Source organism: Sporosarcina sp. UB5 (assembly GCF_050859005.1).
Taxonomy (GTDB): Bacteria; Bacillota; Bacilli; order Bacillales_A; family Planococcaceae; genus Sporosarcina.
Genome location: NZ_CP125984.1, coordinates 2106866 through 2133662 on the forward strand (window position 1 = coordinate 2106866; position 26797 = coordinate 2133662).

Consider the following 26797-nt stretch of genomic DNA (forward strand, 5'->3'; position numbering starts at 1 on the left):
TACTGTTAAAAAAAGGGGATGGTGGATATTCGTCGTCAATGGATAACAATGCTATGCGTACTGTTTCTGCTGTCCGGATGTATTCCAAATGAGTACAAGTTTGAAAATCGCTCGGATGAAGACGTAGGCAAAGCTGAACAGTTATTAAAGAAAGATGATCGCCTTAAAGGGGTTGCTGCCCTTTTTCACGAAGACCAATTGCTCGTCGGTATTCGTGTGAAAACCTTTTCCAGGTTTAATAAAAGGAAGATTGCCACTGAAATTGAAAAAAAGTTGAAAGAGGATTACCCGGATTTATCAGTTTTCGTATCAGCGGACAGTAAAATATTAACGGAGACGAATAAACTCATCTTGAAAAATGATGAAAAGGGATTGAAAAAGAAAATCGAACAATTGATTTCACTAGCGGAGGAAGAGACGTAATGGACAAAAAGAAATACGCGAAGCTAGAGCAAGGAATCACCCCGAAACCGCCGCTACTTAAAAATTGTATTAAAGCATTCCTCGTAGGAGGTATCATTTGTCTTATCGCACAGTTCATTGCGCTTTTCTATATGACCTTCTTCGACTTTACGGAACGGACAGCAAGCAATCCGACTGCGGCGACGATGATTTTCATATCCATGTTGCTGACAGGATTTGGCGCATATAAAAAAATCGGACAGATTGGTGGAGCAGGTGCAGCAGTTCCGATAACTGGATTCGGTAATGCGGTTGTGGCTGCTGCGATTGAGCATAGGTCGGAAGGATTTGTATTGGGAGTTGGTGGGAATATTTTCAAACTAGCGGGTTCAGTTATTTTATACGGTGTTTTCTCCGCCTTTATTGTAGCGCTCGTTAAGACAATCTTAGTGAAGATGGGGGTCGTTTCATGGTAATGAAAGGCTTGTTGACATTCCCATCAATGCCTTCGATTGTATCAACCGGCGTAACAGCAGGGCCGCTGGAAAAGAAAAGCCCTTTCCAAGCAAGCTTCGACAAAATTTATGAAGATGAACGATGCGATATGAAGACGAATGAACAGGGGCATTCCAAATTGATGGAAGACGCCTGTATGATTGCCCTTAGCAAAATCGATAAAATTCCGTCGGATGCCGATTTTTTATTGACAGGGGATCTTGTCAATCAGATGACGCCATCGAATTTTTTTGCGACAACGGTAGGAATTCCTTATATCGGCATGTTTTCAGCATGTGCAACATCTGTCTCATCCTTGCTCCTCGCCGCACTGTTGACGGAGGCGAATATGTCGAAAATAGCGATTGCAGGTTCGTCCAGCCAGCATAATGCTATCGAACGGCAATTCCGATATCCGATTGAATACGGAGCACAGAAAGGCGATACTGCCCAATGGACTGTGACAGCAGCTGGGGCAGCGGCTGTTACACCTTTTCAAGATGGAGTTCCTTCCATTGTATGTGGAACGATTGGCAGAGCAATTGATATGGGAATGACTGATCCTTTGAATATGGGAGCAGCGATGGCACCTGCCGCAGCAGATACGCTGAAGCGACATTTGGAGGGACATGGAACTTCAGCGAGTGACTATGATTTAATTATGACTGGAGATTTAGCTACGGTTGGCTTTTCGATTTTTAAGGAGCTGGCTAAAAACCAAGGTATTACGGAATTTGATAATTTCAGTGATGCGGGCATGGAGTTTTACGGCAATAATCCTGATTTTATGGCTGGAGCAAGCGGAGCGGGATGTTCTGCCGCCGTTTATTTTTCAGAAGTCTATCAAAAGATAAAGGATAAAGAATATAAAAAAGTTTTACTAATTGCGACGGGAGCATTGCTATCACCACTGTCGTACCAGCAAGGAGATACGATCCCGTGTATCGCTCACGCGGTCGAACTAACGATGAAATGAGTGGTCTTATTGTTTTCGATTTACATTACCTCCTTCATAGTCGGCGGCCTTATTTGTGTCATTGGACAGCTAATGTTTGATGTGGCAAAAATGACGCCGGCACACACGTTATGCACTCTTGTCGTAGCGGGATCGGTGTTGGATGGGTTTGGATTGTATGAACCATTGATTGATTTTGCGGGTACAGGTGCGACGATTCCTATTTCTTCATTTGGTAATGCTCTGACACACGGTGCGTTGGCGGAAGCTGAAAAACATGGTATTATCGGCGTTTTGACTGGAATGTTTGAAGTAACAAGTTCTGGAATTAGCGCAGCAATTCTTTTTGGATTCATCGCATCATTTATTTTCAAGCCGAAGGGCAATATTTAAGTAGAGCCTAGTATGCGTTTGTATTGGTAAGAGAAAATTATCTGTGCAAACGCCCCCTTCTTCTCTCCGCTATCTGCATAGGATAGACGGAAGGGAAGGAGGGATTTTTTATGTTCGGTGGATGCTATCCTGGCGGTTACGGCGGAGGATATGGCGGGCATGGAAGAGGATATGGCGGTTCTACTTTCGTACTGATTGTTGTTCTCTTCATCTTGCTAATCATCGTTGGCGCTACCTTTGTCTAAGGAGGAGGGAGAAACAGTATGAATGATTCGTTTTTCAAAAAGATAGAATCGAAAACCGGCGTTCCGATGGAAGAAGTATTTGCATTGGCAAATGCAATCCAATATGCAGATTTTAGTGACGAACGTCAAGTACGGAAAATCGTTAGAAAAGTAGGCCGACTAGCAAATAAAGAAGTCCCGCCGCATATGGAAGATGAGCTCGTAAAGTCAATCGTCAATAACGGCAACTCTGTAAATTTCAATGATATCCAACGAATGATGGGATAACCAAAAGCGGAAGGGGGCGGTTAGCTACGACAGGCGCTGGAGAGCTTGAAATAAAGGCGCTTTTTGCCTTTATCTTCAAGATCGAAGCGACCCGAGTAGCTGCCCCCTGAAGCTAGACGATAACCCTTAATCCCCACACTTAGTTATCTTCAATCATTTTCCAACTACTACGTTTCATACACTAGTAAAAAGGGTAAAGGATAAGTGAGGATAATTGTAAAGGGGTGTGGGGAAATGGGCTATATATTACCAGTTCAGCACATACAAGCCGAACTATACGCGAATCGAATGAATGCAGTACGTAACAATTATGCGCATATCGGTCGTATAGAAAAAGTGGAATTGAATCTGGACGTGATGGGTAAATTTAAGCATTCGCTACACGATGAGAAGGAACGAGTTATGGTGGAAAGGAAAGCGGTCACCGTCAAGCCAATTCCTCCATATATGAAGGAATTTATCAATCCGAATCCTGCCAATCTATCGTCGGAAATTACAAAACTTATCGGGAAAGGCCTTACAATTAACGAGTATATATAATTATAAATATAAAAAAAGAGCGGATCTGCAATCTGTATCAGGATTGCGGAATCTGCTCTTCTATTTGCAATTGGCTAATAGGCAATTAAGGAGTAATCTCCTTTTCCATTGCGCGGTGCGGAATGTCAGCATCCATAAACTCGGGTGAAGTGACCGAATACCCAAGCTTCTCATAAAATGGAACAGCATACGATTGAGCATTCAAGACAACTTTTGTCATCCCTACTAATTTTGCATATTTTTCAAGTTCATGCATAATCAAATTTCCTAAATGCTTCCCACGCAATTCCTTCAACACACATACCCGTTCGACTTTGCCAATCCCCGGTCCAATCTCACGGATGCGACCGGCCCCAATCGGCTTCTCATCATTATAGACAATGAAATGGGCTGCCGTTTTATCGTACTCATCAATTTCAAGACTAATAGGTACCCCTTGCTCTTCTACAAAAACCTTTTTCCGCACATCATACGCATCTTCCCGTTCACGATCGGATTGAGCAATCTTAACGTTAATCACTCTTCAACTTTCCTCGCCAAGTCTGAAAGTTTCATAAACTGTCCAAGATCCGTTTTCAAGTTGATAGAGAAGGTGGATGCGGTCGATTGTTTCGGTATGGTTTACACCGAACATCTTAATTTGATCGATAATATCATCATGCTCTCCGGAATTTAGTTTTTGGCCAATTGTAATGTGTGGGACGAATGAATATTCAGGTTTTTCACCAAAAAAGTCTTCATTCAAGTCTTTATGAAGCGTAAGGATATCTTCATTAGGGATTACTTTGAAGAAAATAGTATTCGTAATTGGAGCAAATGTGCTCACTTTTTCCACTTTCAATTCAAAAGGTTTATGGTTACGTACAACCTTTTTTATAGCTTCCGCTACTTGTTCGATTTCTTTGTCATTCGCTTCAAATACACCTTTGATCGTCATGTGAGGTGTAATAAGTGCATAATGTGGGTCATAACGTTTCCTGTACCCATTTGCTAAGTCTTGGAGTTTTTTTGACGGGAAAGCTACAATACCATATTTCATACTAAAAACCTCCTTGTGAATGTTTTCAAACATCTTGTAAATAATTATAGCAGACCGAACTGTTCTTTGTACTGAATCAATCGTATTGGAAGGATTCCTTAATTGCTCTTCGAACGTCTTTTTGCCAATACTTCCATGTGTGGTCACCTTTAAATTCTTCATAGAAGTATGAAAACCCTTTTCTTTTAATCAACTTATTTAATTCCCTATTCGGCGTGAGGAAATCCTGGGTGCCGTCCTGAGTCGTTTTCACTTCCGTTTCTTCTTCACCGATGACATGATAAATTGAAAAAGCGGATGGATCTTTCAAAGCCTCCACCTTTGCCATCACAGTATCATCGACGTACGGGGAATGGAGAATTACCTTCCCGAAACAGTTCGGATATTTTAAGGCGGTTAAGAGCGAAATTGTTGCTGCCAATGAATCGCCAATTAACCCTCTGCCTGCGCCTACTTGGTACGTAGGGTAATTCTCGTCAATGAAAGGGACAAGCTCATGTGCAAGAAAACGGATATAATCTTTATGCCGATCTCCTTCGGGATGGTACATCCTTCTTCTTTCCTTCACGCTTTTATATGGTATGCCAACGACAATCATATTATTGATATCACCTTCGTCTACTAATTCATCCACGACACGTCCAATCCTTCCGTATTGAAAATAATCTTTCCCATCGGAAGCGATCAGAACTGAATATTTGTAAAGTGGTGAATACTGATGTGGCAAATGGATGAGAAGTTGCATTTCCTCATCAAGCGCCTCGCTGTAAAAAAGGATTTCTTCAATTTTTCCATATTCCATCGGGTAGGTCCTCCCAGTTGTATGATGTAAGAAGATTGTAACATAAGCGCAAGTACAGGTATAATGCTTGGATAGCGAGTTGCATTGTTGAAAGATGCAAATCGTAATTTGTACAAACATCCCAGAGCCTTTCGTCATATTATACGTGACGGGCGAAAGATAGAAATTGGAGGTAATAAGAGATGTGCACTGGAAAAAACATTGTCCATTCCGATGTTGTAGCAAAAGCTACAAAAGATGCATTACTACGAAGAGGCGTTACATTGGAGGACATTGCAAAAATTGTTTATGAAATGCAAGTACCTTATAACGAAGGACTCGAACTTGCTGAATGTGTAGATTCGGTTGAAAGAGTGTTGAGGAAGAGGGAGCTTCAACATGCACTTCTCGTCGGAATCGAATTGGATGAGCTTGCCGAACAAGGAAAACTTTCCGCACCGCTCCAACAGATTGTTCAATCGGATGAAGGTCTTTTCGGTGTGGATGAAACAATTGCACTAGGGGCCGTCTTTACTTACGGATCTATTGCCGTAACTACATTCGGACATCTCGATAAAAACAAAATTGGCATCATTAATGAACTAGATACGAAAAAAGGGAATGGCGTCCATACATTTCTTGATGATCTCGTCGCAAGCGTTGCGTCATGTGCCGCATCTCGGCTTGCTCACCGGAAGAGAGATATGGATGAAGCGGGTATTACTTTTTTGGATGATGGCAATTAACAGTAAAGATCATACTGAAGGGAAGACGAATATAGTTCGTCTTCCTTTTTGGTTTTTATTGAAACCGCTTGCAAGTGTCAAAAAAATATTTTAATAGAAACATTGACAGTTGAATACGCTTTCATGTTAGAATAGTTTTTAAGTTACAAAACAACTATAGACTAAAAGGGGAGAGAAAGTCATGAATAAGAGAAAATTCCGTATTCTTGCTTTTATTTCGATGATTGCATTGCTAGTTCTTTCTGCATGTAATTCAGGGAATTCTAGTAAAGGGGACGACTCAGAAAAAACAAAAGAAGATTACGATTTCCTAAGTGTCTTGACAGGTGGTACGCAAGGTACATACTACGCACTTGGCGGAGCACTTGCAGATATTATCACTCAAGAAACGGGTATTAAAACGACTGCGGAAGTATCGCAAGCATCTGCAGCGAATATGACTGCGTTAAAAGACGGTAGTGCTGAAATCGCTTTCGTACAAACTGATATTGCTTACTATGCATCAGTAGGTGAAATGATGTTTAACGGGGAAGTTATCGACAACGTTTCGGCAATCGGTGCTCTTTATCCTGAAACAGTTCAATTAGTTACATTAGAGAAATCTGGCATCAAATCGTTTGAAGACCTAAAAGGTAAAAAGGTTTCTGTAGGTGCACCTGGTTCAGGTACGTATGCAAACGCTGAGCAACTTCTTGAAATCCACGGATTGTCAATGTCTGATATCCAACCACAAGATTTGGATTTCGGTGAATCTCAAGAGAGCTTGCAAGCTGGTCAAATTGACGCTGCATTCATCACTGCAGGAACTCCAACTGGCGCGGTTGAAGCTTTGAACGCAAACGCTCAAGTTTACATTGTTCCTGTCTCTGATGCAAAAGCTGACGAATTAATTTCAAAATATCAATACTATGCAAAAGAAGTTATTCCTGCAGGAACGTATGGAATTGCAACAGACACGCCGACTGTTTCTGTTGGTGCAATGTTGATCATTCAGAACGATGTTCCTGAAGACCTTGCTTATGAAATTACAAAAGCGATTTATGATAATGCTTCGAAACTGACGCATCCAAAAGGCGCGTTCATCAAAGCGGAAACAGGTCTTGACGGTATCGGTATCCCTGTTCACCCAGGCGCTCAAAAATACTTTGACGAACAAAAATAATTGAATACAAATCAATAGTTGAACGGGGCGGTGAAGCTAAGCTATATGCTTCAGCCGTCCCATTCTTCATTGCTACCGAGAAAGGGAGAAAAGGATGAAAAAGAAGAAAGTAATTCTCCCCATTCTACTATCTGCATTGTTGATTGTCCTCGTCTATTTTTTCCTACCGATACATAAGGTGTTCACCTTTACAGAACATCGAACGGTTCATCCAGAAACCTATTATCTCAAAATGGAGGATGAGCTCGACTTTCAAATACGTTATGTCCACTCCATCTTCTTAACTGATGTCATTGAAACGTATCGGCTCACCGATGAAAATGACATTCAATTACTATCGATGCAATATGAAGATGTTGGAATCGGATTGCCTGGCTATGCCGAAGAAGGGCAGTCGTTGTCTGTCAAAGATGGAATGTATACGCTTACTTATGAGAATAACATTATTAATTCATTTGTCCTCTTCGTAGGCGATGTCAACACAGACTTGGCTTTTCGGTATAAAGGGCATGAAGTGGATTTGAAAACCTATTTGACTAGAGGAAAATCGTACACATTTCGTGTGCAACGCCAATCATTCTACCAATTGATGAAAGGAGTAAAAATGAATGGCTAACAATAACAATCGGGAAAAAACTCAGCAAGAGTCCCAATTAGAAAATATTGAAATGCTGACGGAAGAACAGCAGCTTGAAATTCTTCAAAAATATGATCCCGAATCGAATACGCGGAATACGAAAGGGATAGTTAAAGTCATCATCTTTGCTGGATTATTAGCATTTTCCTTGTTCCAATTATATACATCTATTGGAACGCCGTTCACTGCTTACATTCAGCGTTCCATTCACTTAGGATTCGCTCTCTCTTTAATTTTTCTATTGTTCCCGGCTGTTAAAAAACCGGGTGTTAAGAAAGACAAAGTGCCTTTTTATGATGTCATTTTATCGTTGCTTGCTATTGCTGTCGGATTATATTGGCCGCTATTTTATGGTGATCTCGTATTCCGTGTCGGCAGGGTATCGGACATTGATTTGTTCATCGGAATTGTGGCGATTTTATTAACATTGGAGGCTGCAAGACGTGCGGTCGGTTTGCCGATTACAATTATCGCAACGTCTTTCTTAATTTATGCGTTTTTAGGACCGTATTTCCCGGGATTCCTAGCGCACCGCGGTCAAGACTTGAAAAGCATTGTACAGCTTATGTTTTACACGACGGATGGTATTTTAGGAACGCCTATTAGCGTTTCTGCTACTTTCATTTTCGTCTTCTTGTTATTCGGTGCATTCCTTGTGAAAACCGGTGTGGGGAATTACTTTAATGACTTGGCTGTCGTCTTAGCTGGACGTTTGACAGGCGGACCTGCAAAAGTTGCGATCTTCTCAAGTGCATTGCAAGGGACGATTTCCGGGAGCTCCGTTGCAAACGTTGTCGGATCGGGTTCCTATACAATTCCGATGATGAAAAAGTTAGGCTATCGTAAGGAATTCGCCGGTGGTGTAGAAGCGGCTGCTTCTACAGGCGGACAAATTATGCCACCGATAATGGGGGCTGCGGCTTTCCTCATGGTCGAATTCATCGGCGGTATTACGTACTGGGAAATTGCCAAAGCGGCTACAATTCCTGCATTGCTTTACTTCACAGGAATTTGGATCATGACACATTTCGAAGCGAAGCGTGTCGGGCTAGAAGGTATGTCACCTGACCAAATGCCTGATCGAAAGGCAACATTGAAAAAGATTTACCTCCTATTGCCGATTTTAGGGATTATCCTATTCCTATTATTAGGGATTCCAACAATGAAGGCTGCATTATTGGGGATTGTTCTTACGTTAGTTGTTAGCTTCTTTGATAAATCAACGAGACTCGGACCGAAAGATATTATTATGGCGCTCGTTGACGGGGCGCGAACTGCATTGGCCGTTGCCGCGGCTACGGCTTGTGCGGGTATCATCGTCGGTGTCGTTGTGAAAACAGGATTGGGGCTCAGCCTTGCAAATGGTCTCGTTTCAGCAGCGGGCGGTAATATCCTATTGACGCTTATCTTCACGATGCTGGCGGCACTTGTATTAGGGATGGGTTCACCAACGACGGCAAACTATGTCATTACGTCCACAATTGCCGCACCTGCCATCATTCTGTTGCTTATGGGAGGAGAAATGGGAGCTGGTACTACAATTCCGGTTGTAGTTGCTATCTCTGCTCACTTGTTCGTGTTCTATTTCGGAATCATCGCGGATATTACGCCTCCTGTTGCACTGGCAGCATTTGCCGCATCAGGCATTTCTGGCGGGGATCCGATCAAGACGGGAGTCGTTTCTGCGAAGCTTGCGATTGCGGCATTCATCATTCCATATATGTTTGTCTTCAATCCAGCAATGCTTATGATTGACGCGAGTCTACTTGAAATACTATGGGTCGTATTCACCGCCATCGTCGGAATGATTGCGATCGGGGCGGGGATGATCGGTTATTGGTATCGGAAATGTAATTGGATTGAACGAATCATCATTACGGTTACAGGACTATTGTTAATATATCCTGAGACAATCACCGACATCATAGGTTTGTCTTTGTTCGTCATCCAATTTGCAATCCAGTGGAAAACAAAAGACAATAACGAAAAAAATAAAGCTGCAGTCGCATAATAAAATAATAAAGGGCTGTCGTGGTTGTCAATTAGACAACTTCGACAGCCTTTTTCGTTGCCGTAAATAAAGTACTTACCCTATTCACACACCTACTAGAAGTAAAATTATTGGAATCGTCACCATGCTAATTATCGTCGTCACGAATGTCGTGAAGGAAACGAGATCAGGCTCTGTTCCGAACTGTAATGCAAACATCGTCGTATTTGCAGCTGCCGGCATGGATGCTTGAATAATTAAAACTGCCCGAAGGACGTCATTCACAGGAAGAAACAGTAATATAAGGGCCGCTATAATTGGCGATGCAACCATGCGGATCATTGTAACGACCGTCACATACTTATATGTAACCTTTTTTCTCGCAATCGCAGCGAGTTGCATTCCTAAAACGAGCATAACTGTCGGAATTGAAGCGTCTGCGACTAAACTGATGCCCTCCATTAACGCTATAGGCAATTGGATATCGAATACTTGCAAGCAAACGCCGAGCAATGCCGCGTAAATAAGAGGCATCCGAATGACGCGTTGCAATGCATCTTGCCAAGAAGCCCGTTCATCACTTCCAATCGAAGCGAAAAATATGCCAAATGTATTCATCAAAAGGGATTGGAACACCATCATAATGACCGCATAGTCGAATCCAACTGCGCCTAACGCGAACAGAACGACAGGAGCCCCGTAATTGCCGCTGTTCATAAACACGCCGCCTAAAATCATCGCTGATCGCTCCGAGCGGGAAGCCTTCATTAACTTGGCGGTAACTACGACGAGAAAGAAGAGAATAAGAGATAAAAGCAAACTGAAAAGTATTATGTAAAAATAGTCCCACGTAAGCGGGTTTCCGTAAAAAGTTCGAAAAGCAAGAAACGGTGACATTAAATAAAGGGCGGTCGTTGAAATCGATTTAATATCGAATCCAATCAGCTTTTGTCCAATAAATCCAACTGCGAAAATAAAAAATACCGGGAAAATGATGAAAAGAAGCTCCACGTTGTCCAACTCCCCCAAAATATATATATATAAATATTCTAAACATAAAGTGGAAAATTAGCCATGTGTACAACTATTGAATGAATAGGTTCATTTTCTTAAACCCTTATAAACTATTGAAATATTTTGAAAGTGCGTTATAGTAGAATTAAATAATAATAATACAGAAAATCAATACTTTGAAAACAAAAGGGGAAGCTGGGATGAACCGAAATTATTTGAAACATGAATTTCTTATTACATTAAGAAGCAGACGTAACATTCCTTTCATTCTATTTATCGGTGTATTGTTGTTAAGTTACTGTCTGGTTCTGTTGCCGAATGAAAAAACAAAAGAGACGTATGAACCTAACGAGGTTAGGGCTTTTTTAACAGATCTTGAAGTAGAGCAAAAATATAGGGAAGAAAAGGGGAATACCGGCGTAATTTTGTTTACGGGTATGCCTGTCTATGCCATAAACGCATATTATTATAAATTGAACCAAGCATTGCTTACGGCTTATGAGGACAAGAACTATCACCGGTTTCTATATTTAAGGAATTTTTCCCTTCAGGGGAATGAATACGAATATACGTCGGATGAAAATCTTTTCGCGCTATCTCCATTTCCAGGGAAGGATAGGTCTCATTTATATAAGCAAACAATGATGCGATATGAGGATTACTTAGCAAATGATTACCCAATTACATATGGGTTAATGTATGAGAAGACAGGGTTGCAAGTAATGCAAAAGTTCCTGCAAACAAATGGGATTCTATTTATCTTATTTTGTGCAATCTATTTCAGCAGTGATCTATTATCAAGAGATCGAAAATATCGGTCGGTTCTACAAGGAATTCCATTATCCTGGTATCGCCAATTGAATATGAAATCATTATCAACATTCTTCTATTCATTGCTCGTTGTAGTAGGAACACTTATCGTAGGGGTTCTCATTATGAGTGTTCAATTTGGTTTTGGCTATTTTGATTTACATGTGCCAATCATGATTGCACAAAAAACCTTCAAAATTGAGGATTACGATGTCATTTCAATCGCTGTTTTTTTAGGGAAAACATTATTAGTTGTTCCTCTATTAATCTTTCTCTTTATCCGATTGAATGTCATTTTGGGTCTTCTATTTAAAAATGAATGGCTCGTTCTTTTATTCAGCAGTTTTATCCTCTTCTTAGACCGACTATTTGTTTCAAGGACGACAAGGGAGTTATTCGGAATTGACATTAGTTTCTACCCTCAAACGTATTTCGATTTTGGGAAAATTGTAGATGGAGAAAAGAACTTCCTACTGAACACAGAAACGATATCCTATATGAAGGGAATTATCGTGTTGCTCGTCACGGTCGCTGTTATAGAACTTGTAATCTTCATTTTGTCAAAGATTATTAATAAACGTCGATTCTATTATGCGTAAAAATATGTAACGAGGAAGGATATAATTATGTTTTGGAAGTATTTACTATTTGAAGCGAAACTATTGCTCCATAATCGAAAAAATTGGTTACTAGGCATAGGTCTTATCCTGTTTTTCCCTTTGTACTATTCCCATTACAGTCAAATCGAAATAAAAGATTTGAAGAAGCAAAAAAATGAGGAAGCGCAGCATATGTTTACAATCTTCAATGGGTTTCCTGAAGAATTGAGGGTAAGTGCAGAAGGGGAAGAGTTTTATAATAATTTGACTCAACAATCTTCGTTAATTAATATGCAAAGGTTTTACTTGTGGAAGAAAGACGATTATGACAAATATATTGAAGATGGCATTAAGTTGAATGAATTGCGTCTTGAATTACACGAGTCGGGTAACAGAGGAATCCATCCGGACTTTGTTATTCCGAAGGAAGAAATTCAAAAAGAATTGTCGGTTTTACAATATTACAAGTTACATGACTTGCCACTTATCCCTAATCCCTTTGTGGCAAGTAATTATTTACCGGTCGCGTTAAACATGCTGAGCGGACTGCTATTTTGTCTTTTCGTCTTAATCATTGCAAGCAGCATATTATTGAATGACCAGCAACATCGATCTGTTGTAGGCGGTTTTCCAGTATCCTTTATGCAGAAGGTAAGCGGAAAGGTGGCCATCCATTTAGCTCAAGTGATGGTTTTTCTTGTTATCGGCGTGCTCATCGGTGGATATTATGTCGCCCGAAAAACGGAATGGGGAAATTTCATCTCGCCTGTCCTTATTTATCAAGACATGGATTTCATTGCAGTATCGACAATACGTTATTTAACTTATATGTTTATTGCGTTTGCGTTAATTGCGTTATTTTTGTTGCTAGTATTTGTTCTAATCAATGTCTTGACCAGAAATTTATACGCGACAATTCTGACGATGCTTGTCATTTTGCTACTGCCTGATCTGATGAGTGTAGCAGGAGTTACATTCAATTGGCTGTATCCATTGAAGTTTGTCGATATCGGTTCCGTTTTAAATGGAGATGCGGCTTTGGAATTTGGTATTGAAAAATTGGACTTTAAACATTCGTTTAGTTGGTTAGTTGGGCTCAATCTTATAGCTGCAGCTGTTCTATACGTGCGCAATAAACTGCAATACATTCGAAAGGGAGAAGTTGCATTAAATACAAAATGACGGGATAGATGATTTTGCGACTTCATTGGAAAAAATAAGGAACGGTGAAGTATTATGATAAATGATATGCAGAAATGGTTTGAAAAGATAGGCGGCAAAGTGAATACATCTTTTTTTATCGCCTCATGTATACTGCTACTTACAGGCTGTCAGCATTTGCAACAATCAAAATTTGAAAAAAACGGTCCCTATGAAAAAAACTTTGAAATCATCGGTTCTGAAAAAGATGCCTTAATTGGGAAGGTGAATCCGGCAATTTTCAATACAGTGAATCGAAGCAATGAAAACGCTAAAAACTTGGAAAGAGTAGTTTTAACGAAAAAAGGTACTAAGGTTACTCTTCAGCCAGGAAGATATACCATTTCGGGATACCCTGTAGGAAACATTTTTATTTACGATGAAAATGATGATCTTGTCACACGTGAAATTGTAGGATATGTAGGGGGAGTCAACAGTTTAACGGTCGATATTGAGGAGACATATACTGTTTTTGCAGACGGTGGCTATGATAACGTTAGTTTCGCACCTATGCCAACAGCGCTGTTTACTGAACTGTCGGCAGGCATTTGGGAGGTCGGGTTGGATATTGAATCCGGGGAATATATCGTGACAAGTCCATCAGGATTGGGCTACTTGGAAATCCATGAAAGAGAGAAGGAGCCGCTTCTGTTTGAAATCATCGGAGGTGATCCGATTAGATCAGAGAGCCGAGTCCAATTGAAAGACGGTCAAAAACTGAGGATTAAGCATTTAAGTGTCGTCAATTTCGAGCCGTTGGAATGAATGCTGGATTGTGAGCCAAATGTTCACTGAAAAGTGCCTATTTAGCAAGCGCTTTTCTCCCGTCTATATTAAAATGAAGATAACACTTCCATGAAGGGATCCGGTTGCTGTGGAACTCACTCTGACATTTTTCATTTTAGGGATTACAGTCGTGTTATTCATGACGAATAAAATACGCGCGGATCTCGTTGCGATACTCGCCTTGCTCGCATTCGTCTTAACGGGAATCTTGACACCTGTAGAAGCACTTTCAGGATTTTCAAACTCTGTCGTCATTATGATTGCCGCTCTTTTTGTAATCGGAGCGGGGATTTTACGGACAGGTCTTGCCCAAATGGCAGGGAGATTATTATTACGGTATTCAGGAGATAGCGAAAAACGGCTATTCATTCTCTTGCTCGTCATTGTCGCTTCTGTAGGCGCGTTCATGAGCAATACTGGGACAGTTGCCCTCATGTTGCCAATCGTCATTAGCATTGCGATTAGTATAAAAAGTAGCCCGTCGAAGTATCTAATTCCGCTTTCGTATATGGCAAGCTTTTCAGGATTGCTCACGCTAATTGCTTCGCCGCCTAACTTGATCATTAGTCAAATGCTCGTCGATAATGGATATGAAAAACTACGTTTTTTTCAAATTACCCCGATTGGCATCATCGGAGTTATCGTCGGTATCATCTATTTATTTGCGGTCCGGAATACGTTGTTGCCGAAAGGAAAGGGCGCATCGAATTCCAATCACGTCCAAAAGTTGTCGACAAAACGATTGGCGCGTGACTATGACCTCGGTGGAAAGTTGTTTTTAGTAAAAGTACCGGAAGGATCTGAAATGATTGGAAAGCGGCTCGCACTTTTGAAACTTCCGGCATATTACCAATTATGCATTTTGAAAATAAGTAGAAAATCGACAGAAGGCTTAAATTTAATGCCGATGACCTATCAGGAAATGGCCGGACCGAATAGTATCATCCAACCGAAGGATGTCTTATATGTACAAGGCTCGGCCGAAAATGTAGAAAAGTTTGTTGAAGACTATGGATTATCCATTGAACAAGCAACGTCCGAGACAGATGAACTCGTATCGAAGCAGCTAGGCATCGCTGAAGTGCTTCTCACTCCACATTCGAATTTTATCAATGAAACCTTGCGCACAATCAACTTCCGAGAAAAATACAATTTGAATATATTAGGTATCAATCGGCAAGGGAAGTACGTCGTGAAAGAAATGTCGAAGCAAAGGCTCCGTTTCGGGGACGCTCTTCTCGTGCAAGGATCTTGGGAATCAATTGAATTGCTATCCCGTGAAACGAGGAATGTAGTCGTCATCGGACAACCGAAAGAGCATGCAAGCATGGCGGCAGCGAGCGGCAAGGCGTCCATTGCAGGGGCAATTATGATTTTAATGGTACTCCTCATGGTGTTCGAAGTGTTTCCTGCGGTCATCTCGGTGCTTATTGGCGCAACGTTGATGATATTAACTGGCTGTGTACGAAACATGGATGACGCATACGGCCAAATTAACTGGGAAAGCATCGTCCTAATCGGCGCGATGCTACCAATGGCAACTGCGCTCGAAAATACGGGCGGAATGGTGCTGCTTTCTGAAGGAATCATTCAATTGCTCGGCGGACTCGGTCCATTGGGCGTTCTAGGAGGCATCTTCTTGCTAACGATGACGTTCGGCCAGTTCATAAGCAATACCGCAACGGCGGTCCTATTTGCGCCAATTGGATTAAGTGCCGCCCTCAGTATCGGTGTAAGCCCTTATCCGTTTCTAATTGCAGTCGCGGTTGGGGCAAGCATGGCGTTCTCCACGCCGGTCGCCTCACCGACAAACGCGCTCGTCATGACGGCAGGCGGATATCAGTTCAAGGATTTCGTGAAGATTGGCGTGCCGCTTCAATTAATCATGCTCGTTGTCATGATGATCGCCATTCCGATACTGTTTCCGCTTTAATTCTATTGGCATCGAATAAGTTAATATTATTGTGTGAAACGGTGGGGTGGTAGTTCCCGCCGTTTTTGTTTTTTCATTAAAGAATCATTCTTTCCCCGTAAACCCGACAATGTTACAATAATAAAATACATTTGCCATTGCGAAAGGAAGAACTACGATGAAAATAAAAGAAATCGAAATATATGCAATCCACTTACCGTTAAACGAACCATTCATCATTAGCTATGCAACATATGATACGATGCCTTCAATCATCGTCAAACTAACGACGGACACGGGTGTAGTCGGATACGGGGAGGCTGTAGCCGATGAGCATGTTACGGGTGAAAGCTGGGAAAGTACTTTTGCGGTGTTGAAAAATACGCTTGGGCCGAAGTTAATTGGCATGGATCCTGCTCAAATGGAAAAAATTCATGAGCGCATGGATGCTGAAATTTATGGCGTTCCTTCAGCGAAAGCCGCGATTGACATCGCTTGCTATGATGTAGTCGGAAAAGCGTTGGGCATCCCTGTCTATGATCTGTTGGGCGGAAGGTATCACGACGAATTCCCGATTACACACGTACTTAGCATTGGCACGCCTGCTCATATGGCGGATGAAGCAGAACAGCGTGTTCAAGAAGGCTATCGTTCATTAAAAATGAAAGTCGGTACGGACGTTACTGAAGATGTGAAACGTATCCAAGCCGTTCGTGAACGTGTAGGGGAGTCGATTGCCATTCGCATCGACGTGAACCAAGGATGGGTGAACAGTTCAACGACGTTACAAGCGTTAAGAAAACTTGAAGACTGTTCACTCGATTGGCTCGAGCAACCTGTAAAAGCGGATGACATCGATGCAATGGTAGAAATTAAATCGAAAACTTCCGTTCCCGTCATGATTGACGAAGGCCTAAGAGGAATTCGTGAAATGCGGGAAATCATTGCTAAACGTGCCGCGGACAAAGTAAACATCAAGCTTATGAAATGTGGTGGTATTTATCCAGCGATGAAACTTGCCCACATGGCGGAAATGGCAGGAATTGAATGCCAAGTCGGCTCGATGGTCGAATCATCAGTCGGTTCAGCAGCAGGGTTCCATGTTGCATTTTCCAAAAAAATCATGACAAGCGTCGAATTGACCGGTCCATTAAAATTCAGCAAAGACATCGGAAACTTGAAGTACGACGTGCCGTTCATCCGCTTGACGGAAAAAGCTGGTCTCGGTGTAGATGTGGATGAAACTATTTTGAATGAATTGACGGTCTTCTCAGAGAAGGTGATCGGATGAAGAAAGAGATGATATTAAGAAATGGTCAAGCAGTTACAATACGAAGCTTGACCCAAAATGACCTTAACACAATAATAAAGTTGCAGGAAAAAGTGATTGCGACATTACAGGTTACTTCCTTTTTACAACCGTTGTCCGAAGACGAATTCCTTTACATCTTGAACGGCAACGGCTCAATGATCGGTGCGTTTCACGACGACCGGCTCATCGCATTTAGGGCAATGCTAGAACCGGAAATTGACGAGCATCATTTAGGAAAGGATGCCGGCTTGTCCGATTCTGAATTGCCATCCGTCTTATACTCTGAAGTGACGAATGTTGACCCGGATTATAGAGGGAATAGCTTGCAACGAATACTTGGCGAACTACTCATGGAGAATGTCGACACGACTCGTCATCGATATGTGTTCACAACAGTTGCCCCTTTCAATATCGCAAGTTTGAAAGATAAATTTTCGTTAGGCATGTATATTATTAATGTAGAAAAGAAATATGGAAATCTTTTGCGTTACACGTTAATGAAAGATTTGCATAGGACAGAAGAGCTTGAGACGCTCGCAGCGATGGCTGAAATGTCAGATGTCAAGAAGCAGCAATGCTTACTGGAAGATGGATGGATTGGCGTTGGTCTTGAAGAAGATAATGGGGTATGGAAAGTAAAACTTCAAAAAAAGAGATAACATGAAATGGCCATGCAAATTCATAATGGATTTGCATGGTTTTTTCAATTGATTTTAACTATTTCCGAGGCGTGGTCGACTGTTTTCCATATTCTTACTACCTAAGTCAATACTAGTAGCTTATAATGTTAGTTGGCTATATATATTGTAGGAGGAAAATAATGCGATATTCAGTAAGGAAAAAGTTGTGGACAGGCTTTCTATTACTATTAGTCTTAATGATCACTTCGGGAGTTTTAACGTATTTAATGATTCCCGACATTAGTGAGAAGTACAAGTCGCTTATTGATGACCAAATGGAAAAGGTTGTCCTATTAGAGAAGTTATCAACAAATCAAAAAGAACTTTCGAATGAATTGCGTGGATACTTACTTTATAAAGAAACAAAATACTTGACGAACCGCAGCGATTTACTTCATTCATTTGATGAAATCGTGAATGAAATAGATACATCCCTTCAGTCAGAAGAAAGTAAATCGTTGATTAATGAAATAAAAAATGCATCTGAGCAATATAGCAATCTTTCTGAAAAAGCACTCGCAGCTTTCCATAAAGCAGAAGATGAGGAAGCATTAAAGTACGCTGAAGAAGCGGAACCTTATCAGACGCTTATTGTTAGGCAAGTGGATAGATTGATTTCCTACGAACGTGAGGAGATGCTCGATGCTCAGGAAGAGATTGAAAAAAGAGTAACGACGATTGGCTTTTTCATTATTGGTGTACTCGCCTTTGTAACTATTTTAAGTATTATTATTGCATATATTATTAGTAATACGATTACAAATCCCGTCAGAAAAATGACAAACGCTTTAAAGCAACTTGCTCAAGGCAATTTCGCAATGGAGCCGTTACATATTAAAAACCGGGATGAAATTGGCGAAATGGCGACAGCCTTTAACGAAATGAAAACTGATTTACGTAGTATTATTATGAACACAAGGGATTCGTCTCATCAATTGGCAACTCAAGCTGAACAGTTGACGGCAAGTTCGGAAGAAAGTCTAGCCTCTTCCGAAATGGTCGCTGAAATCGCTGAAAAGAGTTTATTAGCCAGTGATATGCAAGTAAATCTTGTGAATGAATCGATGAATGCAATGGGTGAAATGTCGAGCGGCATTCATCAAATTACAAATGATAATGAAAAGATGCTTGCTTCTTCAGATAAAGTATCCCAACTTGTCGGAGAAGGTGCGGACCTTATGGAGGATGTAACGAATCAGATGTCTAGCATATCGGCATCTATTCAGCAATCGGCAGATATTATTACTAATTTAGCGATACATTCAGAAAATATCCGGAATGTGACAGGGCTCATTACGGACATTGCCGAGCAGACAAATCTTTTAGCGTTAAATGCAGCGATTGAAGCGGCTCGCGCAGGAGAACAGGGCAAAGGCTTTGCTGTTGTAGCGAATGAAGTGCGAAATCTTGCTGAACAGTCGAAAACGTCTGCTGCAGAAATTGGTCGAATGATTGACGTCACTATTCAAAACGTCACTTCGGCAGTGAATAGTACAGAAGCTGGTATAGAACGTGTCAATGAAGGATTAGCAATTACGGACAAGACGAATAAAATCTTCAACGAGATTGAGGTAGCAGCAAATGATGTAAGTAATAAAGTCGGGACAGTTTCCGCTGCAATTGAACAAATTCGCATAATGAGTGAGCGAGTAGCAGAGAGTGCAAAAACTGTGCAAGACCTTGCAATGCAAGCGTCAGTCGAAGCACAGTCGACGAGCGCGGCGACTGAGGAGCAATTGGCATCCAACGAGGAAATCGCATCAAGCGCGCAGACGCTTTCCGAAGTAGCAGAAAAACTACAAAACGATATGGGACGTTTTACAGTCTAACTAAGATCCTCCATGCCGTATCCAATGGCGTGGAGGCTTTTTACATTCGTCAGTAAAATGATTCTGAATAAATAGTATTGCCTAAAACATATCGAAATGGTACAATCAACATCTGTTTCATTTTATCCCCAACATCTCATCGGAAAAATAGGACGCAAAATACACAAAATGGAGGACTATCTATGCAGAAACATCCCGATTTTGAGTTTGAATTGCAGCGCCTTAACTACACGAAGCACTACATGCAGAAGCTCTTAGAAGAGTCGATGCGTGATGTGCAATCCTCACAAGACGAAATCAGACACGCGATGGCCGACTTGGACTATTTGGATTCCAGTTTGAGCTACATTAACATTTTAACGAATACCCGGTTCTTCGAAATGGCACGTTCTCAGAAGGAAGGACTCGAAGCGATTCAGCAAAAACCTTATTTCGCTCGCATTCATTTCCAGACGGAAGGGGAGAAGGATGAATTCCTCTATATTGGAAAAACATCTGTCTTTCATCAAGAAACACAAGAACCTATCATCGTCGACTGGCGGTCACCTGTCGCAAATGTTTACTATGATGGCAGATTGGGAGACTTGACATATAAAGTTCGGGATGAAGAAATAAGTGGTCATCTGTTTTCGAAGAGGCAGTATAAAATTGAAGAGGGTGAACTGCTCGACATCCTTGATATTGATTTGACGACGAATGACGAATTGTTGCAAGAAGCTTTAGCCGGGAAGGCAGATGTCCGGTTAACTGAAATCGTTTCGACAATTCAGGCGGAGCAGAATGCTATTATCCGCGCGAATTTAAAACAGCCAATCATCGTTCAAGGAGCTGCAGGCAGCGGAAAGACGACGATTGCGCTACACCGTATCTCTTATTTCCTTTATACGATGGGTACCGATTTCCCGTCGGAGAAACTAATGATTTTAGCACCGAGCAAGCTGTTTATGGAGTATATCGGAGACGTACTTCCTGAACTCGGCGTAGGCCGTATTTGCCAAACGACCTTTGCTGAATACGTCCTAAACGCTACAGGCCTGAAGCTGAAATTGGCCGATCCGAATAAAAAGCTCGAGTTATTGACATCAACCGATTCCGTGAATGAAGAACAACTTTTCATCGCGCGAATGAAAGGGACGCTTCACTACCGGGAAATTATGCAAAAGTATGTCGATAGGCTGGAACAGGAGACAGCAGCACTGTTTGAAGACGTCTACATCGAAAAATATCGGATTATGCGGGCATCCCGCTTACGAAAATTATTTCTGCAAGACTTCAATTATATGCCTCTTGAGAAACGGATCGAGCGTATCAAGCTTATAATGCAGACCGAAGTGAACCGGAAACGGAAACAGCTATATAAGCTCTTATCCGACAAGTATGAAGAAGCGCTCGATAAAGCACTATACGGCATCCGGGACGATGAGAAACGAAAAGCTCGCATTACAAGAATCATGGATGAGCGGGACGAACGGCTTCCTTTAATTGAAAAGGAAGGGAAAAAGACCGTCTCTACTTATATGAAGAAATTTAAGAAGTATAATATTAAGTTCTTGTACAGGGATTGGCTAACGGATCCACAACTACATAAAGAGCTGGCATGCCACTGGTCCGATTCAGAAAGGGATGCTTTTTTTGCCGCGCACGCTAGTGATGTGTGGGAGACGGAAGACTTGGCAGCTCTCTATTTCCTTCACGCCAAATTGAAAGGCGTTGCGGATCAATGGAAAATGCGTGTCGTGTTCATTGATGAAGTACAAGATTACAGTGAATTTCAACTAGCCGCTTTGCAAGACGGACTTGAGACGGATATGTTCACGATGGTCGGGGACCTTGCACAAGGAATCCATAGTTACCGAGCGTTGACGTCATGGGAGCCTGTGCAAAAAATGTTCCCGAGAGCGACGTATACGACGTTACAAAAAAGCTACCGAACGACAATTGAAATTATGCAGTTAGCAAACAAAGTTCTTGAACGAATGGATGAAGACTTGCCATTAGTGGAGCCGGTCGTCCGCCATGGAAGGGAGCCGGAGTTTTACGGAATGTCTTCTCTTGATTCAATGAAGGTGAAGGAAATTCATGAGACAATACGTAACAGGGGACACCGATCGATTGCGTTAATTTGTAAAACACGAAAAGAGTCTGAGAAAATCTTTAGGCAACTTGAAAGGGCGGGCGTGCCTGTCCAATTACTCGGCGAGGATTCTGATATAGACAGCAATTGCCTCCTGATTGTGCCAAGCCACTTATCAAAAGGACTAGAGTTCGACGCCGTCATCATCGCCGCTTTCGATGAACCGTTCAGAGACCATCCAATAGATCGAAAGTTGTTGTATGTGGCGATGACAAGACCGATGCACGAACTGCATTTGCTTTCTGACTCTTTACTACCGTTGATAATGCCTGAAATGCATAGTTAATGAAGGGGTTCTCCATGGGAGAATCCTTTTTAATGCCAAGAGCTCTCGTTCCCGCGCAAAGAGTTCTCATTCATATGCATGGAAAACAGGTAATGCAAGAGAAAGATATTAATAATTTAAAATTATAGTATAATACTAGGTGGGGAGGATGTTGCTATGCCACATGTTCAATATTTCTGGGGAATACCTGATGAAAAAATAACGGATGGGATTTTGCATTTACATGATCAAATTTTTGAGAATGCGAATGAATTGGTAGAGAAGGCTTCATTACGACAAAACGTCCTTTTTGTCGTTGCAGTCGAAGACAATTTAGTAGTCGGCTATAAGATAGGCTATAGTATCTCGGCGGACCGCTATTATAGTTGGTATGGGGGTGTTCACGAGGAATATAGAGGAAGAGGAATTGCCTCCAAGCTTATGGAGCTCCAACACCGCATTGTCAAGGAAGCAGGATATGAAACGATCGAAACGAAGACTAGAAACAAATGGAGAAATATGTTGATATTGAATATAAAACATGGCTTTGATATAACGGAAACTTTTGCTGATGATGAAGGGATTCATCGGATCGTATTGGAGAAAAAGTTGCGAGATACTGATTAAGAAAGGTGAGATGGAATTGAGAAAAGCTTTAGTTGGGTTATTTGTCATTATGATGATACTAAGTGGCTGCGGCAAGGGCTATTGGGTTTTAGATAAGAAGAGATTGGATGAAGATCCTGCTGTCAGGCAGTATGTTAACTACTTGCAAAATGAAAAAACGGACCGAAAAGGCTTTAAACTGATTGATATTGCCGAGGGTAAAAAGTTGGTCGTTGTGTCAACTGGCACGAATAAATTTGAACTAGAAGCGGTAGGCGTTGAAGTGTTGGATGATGAAACGATTGTCACTGTTAGGGAAGTGGAAGCGGATAGTGATGAAATCAACCCGTATATATTAATCGGCCTAGACCGTAAAAAAGGCAAGTTGAAAGTTGTTAATGAAGATGGGGAAGAATATGAGATAGGATTTTAATTATAAGTATTTCTTATCCACCTGTATAATAACTATCGATTTTCCTAATGAACATCCAAGGAGTATACTAGAAGTATATAGGGGGTGTTCAGGATGGAATACATTTCACTCTTTTTCATTGGCGCAATTGCAACGACAATCGGGACGTTGGCAGGTGGCGGCGGGTTAATTAGTCTTCCTGCAATGCTGCTGCTAGGGGTGCCTATTCACTCTGCAATCGGTGCGAATAAAGTATCGAACACAGTTAGCTCGTTCTCAAGCTTTCTCGTCCTTTTGAAACGAAAACAGATTTCATTGCGTGAATCATTTTGGGTCATTCCTGTAAGTCTTGTAGGTGGAGTAAGCGGCGGATTCATTGCAACGATGCTTTCGGAAAACAACTTATATATTCTGGCGATTATTCTTCTATCGTTCGCATTTATCACATCGTTCATCGGAAAAGGGGATTTCGATGGGGAGGAGAAATTGAAATTCAGTAAAGTGAGTGTGCCAGGATTGTACGGAATAGGGATTTACGATGGACTATTCGGGCCGGGGCAAGGCACGTTAATGCTTTATTTATTCGGCCATTTGAAAGTTGCTTATATACGGGCTGTCGCATATGTTCGCCTTGCAACATTCTCAAGCTGTTTCGGTGCGGCGATTACGTATATTGCAGCTGGTAAAATCATTTGGCCGCTTACCCTTATGCTAATGTTAGGGTCAATTACTGGGGCACAAATGGGCGTGCGCATCGCAGAGAAATTGAAACCGAAGTTTGTGAAGCCGATCTTACGTGTTGTAACGGTCGCGTTGATTGTACAAATCATAGTAGAAAATATCGGTTAATAAAACAATGTGAAAACTTCTACTCTAGTAGAGGTTTTTTTATTTTGGAGTCCAAAACGGAATAAACTTGAACGAAAATGAATAAAACGGTTGAATAAACAGAATAAACATGCAACAATAGGAATATATTCGAATATAAATAGAAGGAAAGTGAGGTGAAACGTGAACAAACGGGCAATGGTGCTTGAATATAAAAAGGGAGGAAGAACAATGTTTACAGAAGAACGAAGGGAAAAAATCTTGGAAATGCTTGAAGAGAAAGGCCGAGTACTTGCGAAGGATCTTGCCAGTGAGTTTGGTTTATCGATTGATTCTATCCGACGTGATTTAACGATTATGGAGGAGCAGGCATTATTGAAACGTACGCACGGTGGCGCTATTCCAATCGGCAATGTAAGAACATTGCCTCAACCGCCATCTATTCGCTATGGGGAAGGCAATGCTTATCAAAACGCAATTGCAAAAGAAGCGATCTCGTATATCCAAGAAGGGCAAACCGTTTTCATCGGAGGCGCTTCAACTCACTTTGTCATGCTGAAGTATTTGCCACGAAACATCCAATTCACGGTTGTGACGAATTCTGTAGAAGTCGCTTATCATTTACGAGAAGTGGAAAATATTCAAACGTATCTCATTGGGGGCTATGTGAAGAGTTCAGGGAATATGACAGACGCAATCGCTAATGAGTTGGCACGCCAATTCACGATTGACGTATGCTTTGCGACAGCTGGAGGATTATCGGAAAAAGGTTTAAGTACAGCGACTCCTGAAGTGGCGGTATTCCATAAGACGGTCTATGACAACTCAAAAAAGCTTGTGACACTTATCGAGCATTCGAAATTCGGAGTAGACATGTTCATCAAAATGTATCCTGTTGAAAAGCTTGACGTTGTCATTACTGATGAAGAGACTACACAAGACAAGATTGAATCAATGAAAGTGTTCGGGGTAGAGGTTGTAATAGCGAACTTAGAAAAGTGATTGTAATTCCATGAATGGTATGAAAAGAAGTGGTCGGTAAAAAAACTTTTAACAATTGGTACTTAGTTCAGTGACACATTAAAGCAATTGGGGGTGCGGAAATGTTTTATAGGAGAAAATATTACAATATAAAAAGTGTTTTTGTTGAGAAATTTAATGAACATTTTAATAAAACAAATTTACCTAATCAATTAAAGCACGGAGCACGATTAATAGGACGGTGGATGAGGGAGAACGAAAATGATACAGTAGAAATTTTCGCTATTTGGGAATATGACAGTTATGAAGATTATATAGAAATAGAAACTAAAGTTAGAGGCGATTCTGCTCATGTTCAACGAATAATACGTTGGTATGATGATAACGGCGGTAGAGAACATATTTATAATAAGTATATTTTAGAAGTTAGAAATGAAGTTCTAGCGTGTACGATAAATAAGTAAGGTGCAGTCTGACAAGTCTGCCTGCCACTTTAAGTATGTTGTGGACTAATTAAACAATCCCGAATTCCTTTGGGCCTTTTCGAGGCGACGCCCGTGGAAAGCATCCGCTTGGAGTGGAAATCAATGTTTAACAGAGCTAGTTAAAATAAGGATGCCGCAGAAAGTCAGTTTTCACTGACTTTCTGGACAGCCCAAATTGTGATCAGTGCTCCTTTAATTCCGAAATCGAAACTTCCGACCTTTCCTCCATCGCTTGTCTCAAATGAACCGTAGCAGTCCGATCATCATCATGGACCTTATCAATCCAGACAGAAACTCCATTATAACTTACCATGATCTCATCCGGTGACGACACAATCTGACGTGCTCGTTGACTATCCAAAGCAAATCCCTCCAATCGAATTTATAGCTATCCCTCTTACTATGAGTGAAAAAGTGAAACTTACTCATCCCTCATATAGGTATATTGTATTCGACTGTGGCCACGTCATTTTTTCTACGTACAATTCCCAAACAACAAGCATAGAATAATTTACAAGTTGTGAAGGGATTGATTAAAATTAATATGTATTATGTTCCGAATATGTGTCAGTGCCATAATCCATACTGCAATAATAGACCGATGTTTCACTATGGTGGGCAGTCTGGATACTGGGCGAGTCCTGTAATGACACAAAATCCAAACTTTCGTTCATCCGACGGCGAGGCCGGCATTTTGTTAAAAGATTATGGGGATGATCCGTTTGTTGTGAATATTAACGAAGCTACGAAGCAAAACAATACGTACCGTACCGCTTTATGGACAGGAGATAATCTGCAGCTTACGTTAATGAGTCTCAATGTCGGTGAAGATATTGGGTTGGAAATGCATCCGGACGTTGAACAATTCATACGTGTTGAACAAGGTCAGGGAATCGTTCGAATGGGCCCAAGTAGAGACAATTTAAACTTTGAAAGAAATGTATATGATGACTCTGCAATATTGGTACCCGCTGGAACATGGCACAATGTAATTAATACAGGTGCTATTCCATTAAAAGTTTATACAATATACGCTCCACCTAACCATCCATATGGAACTGTGCACAAAACGAAAGCAGATGCAATGGCTGCCGAAGAAGAACACGGTCATCGCACTTCGTATTATTACAGATAGTAGAAAAACGACTTGGTGAAACATCCAAGTCGTTTTTCATTTTCTCAATACTATATTCTTCGTCGAATGTAGGATGTTCGAGCAAAATGGTTATGATACGTTAAGGACAATTATTCGATTCGGGCTAAAGGAAGCTCATTTCAATCGAAAAGAAGGT

The 26797-nt window shown here is 41.2% G+C and carries 30 protein-coding genes; 25 read left to right on the top strand and 5 right to left on the bottom strand.

Going from position 1 to position 26797, the window contains the following annotated elements:
• The first annotated feature begins 18 nt into the window (after positions 1 to 18).
• The 7 genes from QM454_RS10640 (at position 19) to QM454_RS10670 (ending at position 3297) form a co-directional block, all read left to right on the top strand.
• Positions 19 to 423, top strand: a complete 405-nt coding sequence (locus QM454_RS10640) for a hypothetical protein (RefSeq protein ID WP_432357728.1) — start codon at positions 19 to 21, stop codon at positions 421 to 423.
• A complete protein-coding gene (spoVAC, locus tag QM454_RS10645) occupies positions 423 to 878 on the top strand; it encodes a stage V sporulation protein AC (protein WP_432357731.1) in 456 nt (151 codons plus the stop codon). The genes QM454_RS10640 and spoVAC overlap by 1 nt, the downstream gene beginning before the upstream one ends.
• The gene (locus QM454_RS10650) at positions 872 to 1873 is read left to right on the top strand and encodes a stage V sporulation protein AD (protein ID WP_432357734.1); all 1002 of its coding nucleotides are present in this window, start codon (positions 872 to 874) and stop codon (positions 1871 to 1873) included. The genes spoVAC and QM454_RS10650 overlap by 7 nt, the downstream gene beginning before the upstream one ends.
• An 18-nt stretch (positions 1874 to 1891) precedes the next feature.
• Positions 1892 to 2245: a stage V sporulation protein AE gene (gene spoVAE / locus QM454_RS10655; RefSeq protein WP_432363958.1), complete on the top strand. Its 354-nt coding sequence runs from the start codon at positions 1892 to 1894 to the stop codon at positions 2243 to 2245.
• Between the two features lie 110 nt (positions 2246 to 2355).
• Positions 2356 to 2490, top strand: coding sequence for a YjcZ family sporulation protein (locus QM454_RS10660; protein ID WP_432357737.1), 135 nt, complete (start codon positions 2356 to 2358; stop codon positions 2488 to 2490).
• 18 nt (positions 2491 to 2508) lie between these two features.
• A complete protein-coding gene (locus QM454_RS10665; RefSeq protein WP_432357739.1) occupies positions 2509 to 2757 on the top strand; it encodes a stage VI sporulation protein F in 249 nt (82 codons plus the stop codon).
• Between the two features lie 234 nt (positions 2758 to 2991).
• Positions 2992 to 3297, top strand: coding sequence for a hypothetical protein (locus QM454_RS10670; protein WP_432357742.1), 306 nt, complete (start codon positions 2992 to 2994; stop codon positions 3295 to 3297).
• An 85-nt stretch (positions 3298 to 3382) separates the two neighbouring features.
• On the opposite strand, the gene QM454_RS10675 is transcribed toward QM454_RS10670, so the two are convergent.
• The 3 genes from QM454_RS10675 to QM454_RS10685 all read right to left on the bottom strand — a co-directional run bounded on the left by QM454_RS10675 (position 3383) and on the right by QM454_RS10685 (position 5138).
• On the bottom strand, positions 3383 to 3817 hold the full coding sequence (locus QM454_RS10675) for a GNAT family N-acetyltransferase (protein ID WP_432357744.1): 435 nt from the start codon (positions 3815 to 3817) through the stop codon (positions 3383 to 3385).
• Between the two features lie 3 nt (positions 3818 to 3820).
• Positions 3821 to 4336, bottom strand: a complete 516-nt coding sequence (locus tag QM454_RS10680; RefSeq protein WP_432357745.1) for a YjcG family protein — start codon at positions 4334 to 4336, stop codon at positions 3821 to 3823.
• A gap of 76 nt (positions 4337 to 4412) precedes the next feature.
• A complete protein-coding gene (locus QM454_RS10685; protein ID WP_432357748.1) occupies positions 4413 to 5138 on the bottom strand; it encodes an alpha/beta hydrolase in 726 nt (241 codons plus the stop codon).
• Between the two features lie 182 nt (positions 5139 to 5320).
• On the opposite strand from QM454_RS10685, the gene QM454_RS10690 reads away from it, so the two are divergent.
• The 4 genes from QM454_RS10690 to QM454_RS10705 all read left to right on the top strand — a co-directional run bounded on the left by QM454_RS10690 (position 5321) and on the right by QM454_RS10705 (position 9673).
• Entirely contained in the window at positions 5321 to 5863 is a 543-nt protein-coding gene (locus tag QM454_RS10690; RefSeq protein WP_432357750.1) for a phosphatidylglycerophosphatase A family protein, read from the top strand.
• A 181-nt stretch (positions 5864 to 6044) separates the two neighbouring features.
• Positions 6045 to 7025 carry a TAXI family TRAP transporter solute-binding subunit gene (locus QM454_RS10695; protein ID WP_432357753.1) on the top strand — a complete coding sequence of 327 codons (981 nt, stop codon included), beginning with the start codon at positions 6045 to 6047 and terminating at the stop codon, positions 7023 to 7025.
• A 94-nt stretch (positions 7026 to 7119) separates the two neighbouring features.
• A complete protein-coding gene (locus QM454_RS10700; RefSeq protein WP_432357756.1) occupies positions 7120 to 7641 on the top strand; it encodes a DUF1850 domain-containing protein in 522 nt (173 codons plus the stop codon).
• A complete protein-coding gene (locus QM454_RS10705) occupies positions 7634 to 9673 on the top strand; it encodes a TRAP transporter permease (RefSeq protein ID WP_432357759.1) in 2040 nt (679 codons plus the stop codon). The genes QM454_RS10700 and QM454_RS10705 overlap by 8 nt, the downstream gene beginning before the upstream one ends.
• Positions 9674 to 9757: 84 nt before the next feature.
• Here QM454_RS10705 and QM454_RS10710 read toward each other — a convergent pair whose 3' ends face one another.
• On the bottom strand, positions 9758 to 10663 hold the full coding sequence (locus QM454_RS10710) for an AEC family transporter (RefSeq protein WP_432357761.1): 906 nt from the start codon (positions 10661 to 10663) through the stop codon (positions 9758 to 9760).
• A gap of 203 nt (positions 10664 to 10866) precedes the next feature.
• Here QM454_RS10710 and QM454_RS10715 point away from each other — a divergent pair, with 203 nt between their 5' ends.
• The 13 genes from QM454_RS10715 (at position 10867) to QM454_RS10775 (ending at position 25484) form a co-directional block, all read left to right on the top strand.
• On the top strand, positions 10867 to 12075 hold the full coding sequence (locus QM454_RS10715) for a hypothetical protein (protein WP_432357764.1): 1209 nt from the start codon (positions 10867 to 10869) through the stop codon (positions 12073 to 12075).
• A 27-nt stretch (positions 12076 to 12102) separates the two neighbouring features.
• Positions 12103 to 13257, top strand: a complete 1155-nt coding sequence (locus tag QM454_RS10720; RefSeq protein WP_432357766.1) for a hypothetical protein — start codon at positions 12103 to 12105, stop codon at positions 13255 to 13257.
• A gap of 54 nt (positions 13258 to 13311) precedes the next feature.
• Positions 13312 to 14040: a hypothetical protein gene (locus QM454_RS10725; RefSeq protein ID WP_432357767.1), complete on the top strand. Its 729-nt coding sequence runs from the start codon at positions 13312 to 13314 to the stop codon at positions 14038 to 14040.
• A gap of 109 nt (positions 14041 to 14149) precedes the next feature.
• Complete coding sequence (locus QM454_RS10730; protein ID WP_432357770.1) at positions 14150 to 15994, top strand: SLC13 family permease; 1845 nt, start codon at positions 14150 to 14152, stop codon at positions 15992 to 15994.
• 157 nt (positions 15995 to 16151) lie between these two features.
• Positions 16152 to 17264 carry a mandelate racemase/muconate lactonizing enzyme family protein gene (locus tag QM454_RS10735; RefSeq protein WP_432357773.1) on the top strand — a complete coding sequence of 371 codons (1113 nt, stop codon included), beginning with the start codon at positions 16152 to 16154 and terminating at the stop codon, positions 17262 to 17264.
• Positions 17261 to 17944, top strand: a complete 684-nt coding sequence (locus QM454_RS10740; protein WP_432357776.1) for a GNAT family N-acetyltransferase — start codon at positions 17261 to 17263, stop codon at positions 17942 to 17944. Before QM454_RS10735 ends, QM454_RS10740 begins: the two co-directional genes overlap by 4 nt.
• Positions 17945 to 18105: 161 nt before the next feature.
• Positions 18106 to 19794: a methyl-accepting chemotaxis protein gene (locus QM454_RS10745; protein WP_432357778.1), complete on the top strand. Its 1689-nt coding sequence runs from the start codon at positions 18106 to 18108 to the stop codon at positions 19792 to 19794.
• Positions 19795 to 19976: 182 nt separating this feature from the next.
• Complete coding sequence (gene helD / locus QM454_RS10750) at positions 19977 to 22214, top strand: RNA polymerase recycling motor HelD (RefSeq protein ID WP_432357780.1); 2238 nt, start codon at positions 19977 to 19979, stop codon at positions 22212 to 22214.
• 156 nt (positions 22215 to 22370) lie between these two features.
• On the top strand, positions 22371 to 22820 hold the full coding sequence (locus QM454_RS10755; RefSeq protein ID WP_432357782.1) for a GNAT family N-acetyltransferase: 450 nt from the start codon (positions 22371 to 22373) through the stop codon (positions 22818 to 22820).
• A 16-nt stretch (positions 22821 to 22836) separates the two neighbouring features.
• Positions 22837 to 23232, top strand: coding sequence for a hypothetical protein (locus QM454_RS10760; protein ID WP_432357785.1), 396 nt, complete (start codon positions 22837 to 22839; stop codon positions 23230 to 23232).
• A 93-nt stretch (positions 23233 to 23325) separates the two neighbouring features.
• Positions 23326 to 24060 (top strand): sulfite exporter TauE/SafE family protein, encoded by a 735-nt coding sequence (locus QM454_RS10765; protein ID WP_432357788.1) that lies wholly within the window; start codon positions 23326 to 23328, stop codon positions 24058 to 24060.
• Positions 24061 to 24270: 210 nt separating this feature from the next.
• The gene (locus tag QM454_RS10770; RefSeq protein WP_432357789.1) at positions 24271 to 25041 is read left to right on the top strand and encodes a DeoR/GlpR family DNA-binding transcription regulator; all 771 of its coding nucleotides are present in this window, start codon (positions 24271 to 24273) and stop codon (positions 25039 to 25041) included.
• Between the two features lie 101 nt (positions 25042 to 25142).
• Positions 25143 to 25484 (top strand): NIPSNAP family protein, encoded by a 342-nt coding sequence (locus QM454_RS10775; protein ID WP_432357791.1) that lies wholly within the window; start codon positions 25143 to 25145, stop codon positions 25482 to 25484.
• A gap of 202 nt (positions 25485 to 25686) precedes the next feature.
• Here the strand turns inward: QM454_RS10775 and QM454_RS10780 are convergent, their stop codons facing one another.
• Entirely contained in the window at positions 25687 to 25866 is a 180-nt protein-coding gene (locus QM454_RS10780) for an H-type small acid-soluble spore protein (protein WP_432357793.1), read from the bottom strand.
• Positions 25867 to 26049: 183 nt separating this feature from the next.
• Between QM454_RS10780 and QM454_RS10785 the strand changes: the two genes are divergently transcribed.
• Positions 26050 to 26640, top strand: a complete 591-nt coding sequence (locus QM454_RS10785) for a cupin domain-containing protein (protein ID WP_432363960.1) — start codon at positions 26050 to 26052, stop codon at positions 26638 to 26640.
• Positions 26641 to 26797: the final 157 nt, after the last annotated feature.